General features: G+C 36.2%; 6 protein-coding genes and 1 pseudogene. 4 read left to right on the top strand and 3 right to left on the bottom strand.

All coding sequences use genetic code 11. The features are described 5' to 3' along the window. Positions 1-420 (top strand): annotated as a pseudogene (locus tag JCM1039_RS12310) (IS5/IS1182 family transposase); the annotation flags it as partial. Positions 421-706: 286 nt separating this feature from the next. Next, entirely contained in the window at positions 707-1423 is a 717-nt protein-coding gene (locus tag JCM1039_RS06560; RefSeq protein WP_236692561.1) for a GNAT family acetyltransferase, read from the top strand. Between the two features lie 459 nt (positions 1424-1882). Here JCM1039_RS06560 and mmuM read toward each other — a convergent pair whose 3' ends face one another. The 3 genes from mmuM to recQ all read right to left on the bottom strand — a co-directional run bounded on the left by mmuM (position 1883) and on the right by recQ (position 5334). Continuing rightward, positions 1883-2878 (bottom strand): homocysteine S-methyltransferase, encoded by a 996-nt coding sequence (gene mmuM, locus JCM1039_RS06555; RefSeq protein WP_025015150.1) that lies wholly within the window; start codon positions 2876-2878, stop codon positions 1883-1885. A gap of 144 nt (positions 2879-3022) precedes the next feature. Next, positions 3023-3475: a flavodoxin family protein gene (locus JCM1039_RS06550; RefSeq protein WP_025015149.1), complete on the bottom strand. Its 453-nt coding sequence runs from the start codon at positions 3473-3475 to the stop codon at positions 3023-3025. A 92-nt stretch (positions 3476-3567) separates the two neighbouring features. After that, positions 3568-5334, bottom strand: a complete 1767-nt coding sequence (gene recQ, locus JCM1039_RS06545) for a DNA helicase RecQ (protein ID WP_025015148.1) — start codon at positions 5332-5334, stop codon at positions 3568-3570. A 108-nt stretch (positions 5335-5442) separates the two neighbouring features. On the opposite strand from recQ, the gene JCM1039_RS06540 reads away from it, so the two are divergent. Further along, positions 5443-6783: a TrkH family potassium uptake protein gene (locus JCM1039_RS06540; protein WP_025015147.1), complete on the top strand. Its 1341-nt coding sequence runs from the start codon at positions 5443-5445 to the stop codon at positions 6781-6783. Next, a complete protein-coding gene (locus JCM1039_RS06535) occupies positions 6776-7447 on the top strand; it encodes a potassium channel family protein (protein ID WP_025015146.1) in 672 nt (223 codons plus the stop codon). The genes JCM1039_RS06540 and JCM1039_RS06535 overlap by 8 nt, the downstream gene beginning before the upstream one ends. Positions 7448-7476: the final 29 nt, after the last annotated feature.

Below are 7476 nucleotides of genomic sequence, written 5' to 3'. Positions count from 1 at the left end.
GCCAATAAGGTAATTAAGCAGTGCTTTGTCTACTTTACTTCATTATTAGAAGATGAGGGATTAATCCGTGAAAATGCAGTTTTTATCGATGGTACTAAGATTGAAGCGGATGCCAACGGGTACACTTTTGTCTGGCGAAAAGCTATTGAGAAGTATCATGCCAAGTTAAAGGAAGACGTGTCTGCTTTATATGAAGAACTGATCAATAAGGAAGTAGTCAAAGCCATGGTCGAAGAAGAAGCCCAAACTAGTCAAGGCTTAGAGATTCTGGCTCAAGAAACGGAAAAAGAAGTTGAGAAGCTGACCGAGAAAATTAATAGAGAACCTAAAGCCATTCCAGGCGGATCAAAGAATAAGGCCAAGCGCCGTGAATTAAAGAAGATCGCACATAAACTCAGAAAAGATTTTATTCCGCGTGCTAACGCTAGTTTGTGGACTTTGAAAATTTTTATAAAGGAGTTTGCTTTAGTAGTTATTTCTTCTCGATTGTAATCTTCTATACTCCATGCTATAGTTACATAAAAAGATATTAGGAGGTTTATTGAGAATGTCTAAGATTGATAATAATATCGATCCTACATTGCATGAGTTTATGGATGATTTCTATAAAAAGTACAAGGACCTCATGAAAGAATTAGAAGATAAGTAATAATTGTAATTAAGTGAGGTTAAGTTGCTATCATCAGTTGAAGAAAGGTAAAGAGAAATGACTATCAAGATTTCAAAAACTGATCCCAAAACTTATACAATTTATCAGAACGAAAAAGACCTAGGCACTCTTAAGACCTATCATAATATTTATCATGATACATGTACTTACCTAAATATTAAACTTGAAACTTACACCATTGATTTACCTTTTTCTGTTATTCGTCAACGGGAAGAAAAGCCATTAGCAGTTTTGACCGAGTCTGAAAACAAAGATTTAATCCAGTTATTGATACGAAATGGCTTTAAATGTAAGCGACGTTGCTTTACACCAATCTTTACTAAAAAAGACCTTAAATATCCAGTGAATACCTTTTCGGTAATATATCCGTTTACGCAAGCGAATTCAAGGTATCTTGAGTGTTGTGGTTTACTTTATCAATATTATAAAGACACACATGCTAATGTAGCCCCGCTAACAGTTAATCGTTCTACTTTTATTAAAGACGCACCAACAAAAACAGGTTTTTATAGTTTAAATAGAAACAATAGAATCGAAAATCTAGTATTTACTGAAAACAATGAAATCGCTTATGTCTGTTCATTGAACCGCCAAAGCTATCAACCATTTATTCAGACTGTATTAAATGAAATCTTTTCTAAATTTGATGAAATTTTCTTTGAAGCAGATGATACAGATTGGGCTGCTTCTATTTTGCTTAATCAGTTCAAGTTCAATAAAAACGAGAGTTTCAATACTTACATTTACAGCTAGATTCAATTTTTCTGAGAGTGTAATTTTAAGGGCTATCTTATAAAGCAAGTAATATGCAAAAAGTGTCTGGGAAAAAACTAATTTCCAGGCCATGAAAAAAGCGATGAACTTCATAAGAAGTCATCGCTCTTTTTGTAAGCTCTTTGTCAAATGGTGTTGATAAAGAGCCATTTTTATTTCAAAAGCAAAAAACACAGGAATTCACTAAAAATAATGAATTTCTGTGTTTTTATATCCGAGCTAAAAATCGAGTTCTTCCCAGACACTTTTTATGTAAAAGAAAAAGTCACTAAGGAAAATGTCCTTAATGGCTTTTCTACACCTTCAAATTTCTTCCTATCAGCAGATGCCCTAAGAGACATCTTGCTTAGCCTTTTCATCCTCGGAGCGCTCATCACACGCTCCGCTATTATAGTATCAAATTATTCTAGAAATTTAAAGAGATTTGTTTCAAAAAATTTACGCATGTGAACCATGAATTTGTTTCAAATTAGTATTTGGCTGAGAATCTGTTTTAGCTCTACTCTTTTGACTATTCAAGGTCTTATAAAAAGATGCAATTTGAGTAATTTCTTTAACTCCAGTTGAACAACATCCCCCAATAATATGAGCACCATGTTCATACCATTCTTTACTGAGTTTCCCAAAATCAAACTTAGCATTAAATGGAATCCAGTTTCTCTCGAATTCGTTGTAGACGCCGCCTAAGTTTGGATAAATAATGATCGTCTTCTTAGTAAATTCACGCATTTTATCAATAGCAGCAGTGGCAAAAAATGGTTTAAAGCAATTCGCACCCACAGCAAAGACTTGATCATATTCATTCAATTTCTCCATGACCTTTTTCAATGGAGTGCCGTCACTAATCTTAGTCGTATCATGCAAAGTGAAGCTAACATACACAGGCATCTTAGGTGCATTTTCTTTTAACCAGTCTAAAAGGACAACAACCTCATCAAGTTTAGGTTGCGTTTCGATTGCTAGACAATCTGGTTTATTCTCCAATAGCACCTTTAATCTTGGTAAATGAAAATCCAGGTACTGTTTTTTGGTTAAATCATAATCGCCGCGAAATTCATCACCTTCGGCCAAGTAAGCGCCGTATGAACCTACGGAAGCTGCAACATAATTATGAATCCCAGTCTGCTTTTCAAAGTCGTCTCTAGCCTTTTTTGCAATTTTGACAGCATCTGCAATCATCTTCTTGGCTTGATCTTCAGAATAACCATCTTTTTCAAAAGCTTGCACATTTGCTTGATAAGTATCGGTGATGGTCATTTGAGCTCCGGCTTTGAAGTAGTTCATATGTACACGGTAGACTTTACTCAAATCTTTTTCTAAAGCTACAGCTGTCCATAAGTCTGTATTTGTATCAATGCCTTGTTTTTCAAGTGCAGTTGACATTGCACCATCCAAAACCAAACCTTTAGCAGAAATTTGTTTAGTCAAATCCATATCCTCACCTTATTCACATTAATGTATCAGTAATTAATATTAATTTAATTTTATATTAATAAAGTGAATAAATCAACTTTTAATTTTCGTTTATACAAAAAAGCAGCCCTTCGGCTGCTTTACATAATTATTTTTATTTAATTATTACTTTACCCAATCATTAACTCCACTGTCATCACGGGCAACACCAATGACGTTTAAGCCATTTGCCCATTTCTTAAAGTGACTAGTATAAGCCTTATGGTTGGTACCTGCAGAAGTGAAGAATGAGGCAACTTCACCTTTGTAGTTCTTCATCTTTTCAAGAAGTGACTTGATTGGAGTTGCAGGATAACCTGACCAAACAGGGCTGCCCACTAAGATCAAATCATAATTATTAAAGTCGATATCTTTAAGTTGAGCTTCTGGAAAATCGGCCTTACCTTGAATTTGATCTAATGCGATGTCATTAGTCTTATACATATCTGAATCGAAGGTGCCATCAGCTACTGTAACTTCTTCAATATCACTACCGGCAATTTCACCATTAATCTTTTCTGCCATCTTCTTGGTAGTGCCTGACCATGAATAATACAAAATCAAAGTTTTTTTAGCCATAATTTGTCTTCCTTTCGTTTATTACTTTTATTGTAAATTAAAAAGAATAACTAAGCCAACATAAAGGTAACTAATTTTGCTATAAGGTACAACTAAAATTCTTTAATTACTTTTATCATCGTTGAGCCATACTTTTCCATTTTTGCTTGTCCTACGCCACTTACTTCTAAGAATTCTTCATTGTTTTGTGGCTTGATCTTGGCCATATCATGCAAACTGCGGTCAGAAAAGATCATAAATGCTGGCACTTTTTGCTTTCTAGCCAGTTCCATTCGTTTCTTTCTTAATGCTTCATACAAATCTGGATTTTCGTCTTGAGCAAAAATACGAGCCTTCTTTTGAACTTTAGCAATTCGTCTTTTTACCGTAACTTTACCATCAAGCACATCCCAACCTCGATTGGTAACATGAACTAACGGATATTTTGTTCCTTCAATTTCTAAATATCTTGATGCAATCAAATAATCGATTAAACTGATTGCATCTTTCTGATTCATTTTCAAACTGCCGAAGTGATCATATTGGGCCGCATTCATGTCTTTCATCTTTTGATTATTTGATCCAACTAAACACTGCGCAACCACATTTTTACCAAAGCGACCGTCTAATTCATAGACCATCGAAATTACTTTTTGCGCCTCGGCTGTGATATCAACCAGATCGTCTTGATTTAAGCAGTTAGAACATTTACCACAAGGTTCACAGTCTTGGCCAAAATAGCGCACGATAAATTGTTGCAAACATTCACCGGTATTGGCGTAATTGGTAATTGATTGCAGTTTTTGATATTGCAACTCGCGATACTTCTCATCAGCAGTTGAGTCATCGATAAAATAGCGGTACTGATGTAAATCGCCTGGATGGTAAATCATAATTGCTTCACTTTCTTCGCCATCCCTGCCTGCACGTCCAGCTTCCTGGTAGTAGCTTTCGATATTACATGCACTTGAAGCATGAATAACGAAGCGAACATTGCTTTTATCGATTCCCATGCCAAAAGCATTTGTAGCTACGATTACTTGAATTTGATCAAATTGAAAGGCTTCTTGAACTTCATCTCTTTCTTTTGTCTGCATCCCGCCATGATATGCGCCAACTGAAATACCTTTTTTCGCCAAATAATCAGTTAAACTTTCTACCTTTTTACGAGTGTTGGTATAAATAATTCCTGCTTCGTCGGGATGCATTTTAATATATTGCGCAATATAAAGTGGCGTATTTTGAGGCGAATTTACTACTTTAAAGCTCAGATTCGGTCGTGCAAATGAAGTAATTATCATATTTTGCTTTGGAATATTCAACTGCTCGCAGATATCATCTTGAACTGCCGGTGTGGCTGTTGCGGTTAATGCTAAAATATTCGGTCTGCTTTTTAAAGAATTAATTCCATCAAGTAGTTGCCTGTAGGCAGGGCGAAAGTCGTGACCCCACTGAGAAATACAGTGTGCTTCATCAACCGCTACTAGATCAATATCCAAGAAATTGAGCTGATATCTGAAATAGTCGATTGCTAGTCGCTCCGGAGTAATATAGATCAGTTTGATTTTTCCTTCATAGGCTTGACGCAAAATAGGATTTACTTCCTCTTGTGGTGTTGCCGAATTTAAGGCAGCCGCATTAATTCCATTTTGCTTTAATGTATCAATTTGATCCTTCATTAATGAAATTAGTGGTGAAATCACTAAAGTAACACCTGAGTTCATTAACGCTGGCACTTGGTAACAAAGAGACTTTCCTGCACCAGTTGGCATCACTGCTAGCACATTTTGTTTATTTAAAACTAAATCAATAACTTTCTTTTGTCCTGGACGAAAACTATCATAGCCAAAGGTTTGCTTTAATACTTTTTCTGGATTCATCGAATTTTCCTAACTTGAACGAACTACTTTCTTTAATTTTAACAGAGTATCATAAAAAATTCTTATGCCTTATAATTAAGGTATTCTAGTCAGAGAGAAGGAAAGAACTTGATACATCTTTTTCATCGACGTATCACATTTTCACTTGCTTTAACTATTGGATTTTTAATTATGATCCTTATTGGAAGCATTCTTTTATCGCTTCCTTTTGCAGACAAAGCAGGTCGAGCAACTGCTTATTCTGATGCACTTTTTACCGCTACTTCAGCGGTTTGTGTTACAGGATTAAGTACAGTAACTACGGCCACGCACTGGTCATTTTTCGGCCAGTTAATCATTATGATCTTAGTTGAAGTCGGCGGTTTAGGCTTCATGACTTTTGCCGTTATGCTCAGCAACTTCGCCCACCAACGAATGAGTTTAGGCGCAAGAATGCTAACAGGAGAAGCTCTTAGTCTTAATCACCTTTCACAGCTTCGCGTAGTGCGATTAATCATTAGGCTTTCACTGATTATCCAGTTAGTAGGAGCTGCTCTACTTTTTGTTGCTTTAGAGCCAAAACTAGGAATAGGTAAAGGTATTTGGTACAGTCTTTTCCACTCTGTAGCAGCCTATTGTAATGCCGGCTTTGACTTATTTGGTCCATCCCTTGAGCAGCTAAACAATAATCCTTATGTTTTAACTGTGATTATGCTTTTAATTGGTGCTGGTTCATTAGGTTTCTTAGTATGGCGTGATCTATTAACTTACCATATTCGTCACAAGATTACTTTGCATACTCGTTTTGCTTTGGCCGTTGGTGGAACTATTTTAGTTTTATCAATCATCGGTTTCTTATTCAGTGAACGAAACCTTAGCCAATTTAGTAACAGTTTAAATGGTGTAGATCGGTTCTTTAACACTCTATTTTTAGCAGTTACGCCAAGAACAGCTGGGTTCTTCTCAGTACCTTATACTAAACTCAGTACTGCCGGAATCGTTATCACGATTATTCTGATGTTCATTGGTGGTACTCCTGGTTCAACCGCTGGTGGTGTTAAGACGTCAACGATCGGTATTCTTTTCTTGCAAAGCATTGGCACTTTTACCGGAAAAGAATCTGCCTTTTCACACCGTCGCTTCACCCGCAGTAATATCAATCGCGCATTGACCTTATTCTTTTCTGCAATCTTGTTAATCATTTTAACAACATTGTTACTTACTATGACACAACCTAGCTTAGGTCATAATGGCGTCACTAAGGCTGTCTTCGAAGCAGTGTCGGCATTCGGTACTGTTGGTTTAACACTAGGACTTACACCACAACTTAATTTATTCGGAAAAATTATTATCATGGCTTTGATGTTTATCGGACGTGTCGGAATCTATACTTTCATGTATTCCATCTTCAAATCGCATCCTTCAAAACAAAGCTATCGTTACCCAGAGGAGGAAATTATCATTGGCTGATCAAAGTTTTGCCGTTTTAGGTTTAGGAAAATTCGGTATGGCACTTACTGTTGCTCTTTTAAAAGCTGAACAAGATGTGCTTGTAATCGATTCAAACGAAGAAGTAATTAACGACGTGGCCCACTTAGTTACTCACGCTGTAATTGCGGATGCTACCGATGAAGATGAGTTGCGTGATTTGGATATTGGTTCTTTTGATCATGTCTTCGTAACAATGGGTGAAAACGTAGAAGGTAGTATTATTGCTACGATGCTTGCTAAAAAGCTTGGTGTTCCAGATGTGACTACCCGTGCTAATAACCACAATCACCGTTTAGTACTTGAAAAAATCGGTGCTGACCATGTTATCGAACCTGAGCAAGATATGGCTAGACAATTAATTTTCCGTCAGCTTCACCCTAATGTAGTTAACTTCTTTAATTTATCTAAGAATGTATCTTTAATCGAAGTCAGCGTTGAAAATCCCCGCTTCTTTAATAAATCACTCGGTGAGCTAGACTTTCGTAAGAACTATGACGTTAACGTAATTGGTATTGTTCATGATGGACACTTAAATCAGGTGCCTCTTGCTACAGACATCATTAATCCTCATGATCAAATCACTTTGATTGGTTCTAATGAAGCTGTTCAAACAATTGACGAAATCTTGCAAGAAGAACATTAATTAACCGAAATAAAAATTGCCTTGAGAGA

It is taken from the genome of Lactobacillus kitasatonis DSM 16761 = JCM 1039 (assembly GCF_000615285.1).
Lineage (GTDB): Bacteria > Bacillota > Bacilli > Lactobacillales > Lactobacillaceae > Lactobacillus > Lactobacillus kitasatonis.
The sequence above is the reverse complement of the archived record's forward strand: the minus strand, read 5'-3'. Positions and strand labels throughout refer to the sequence as shown.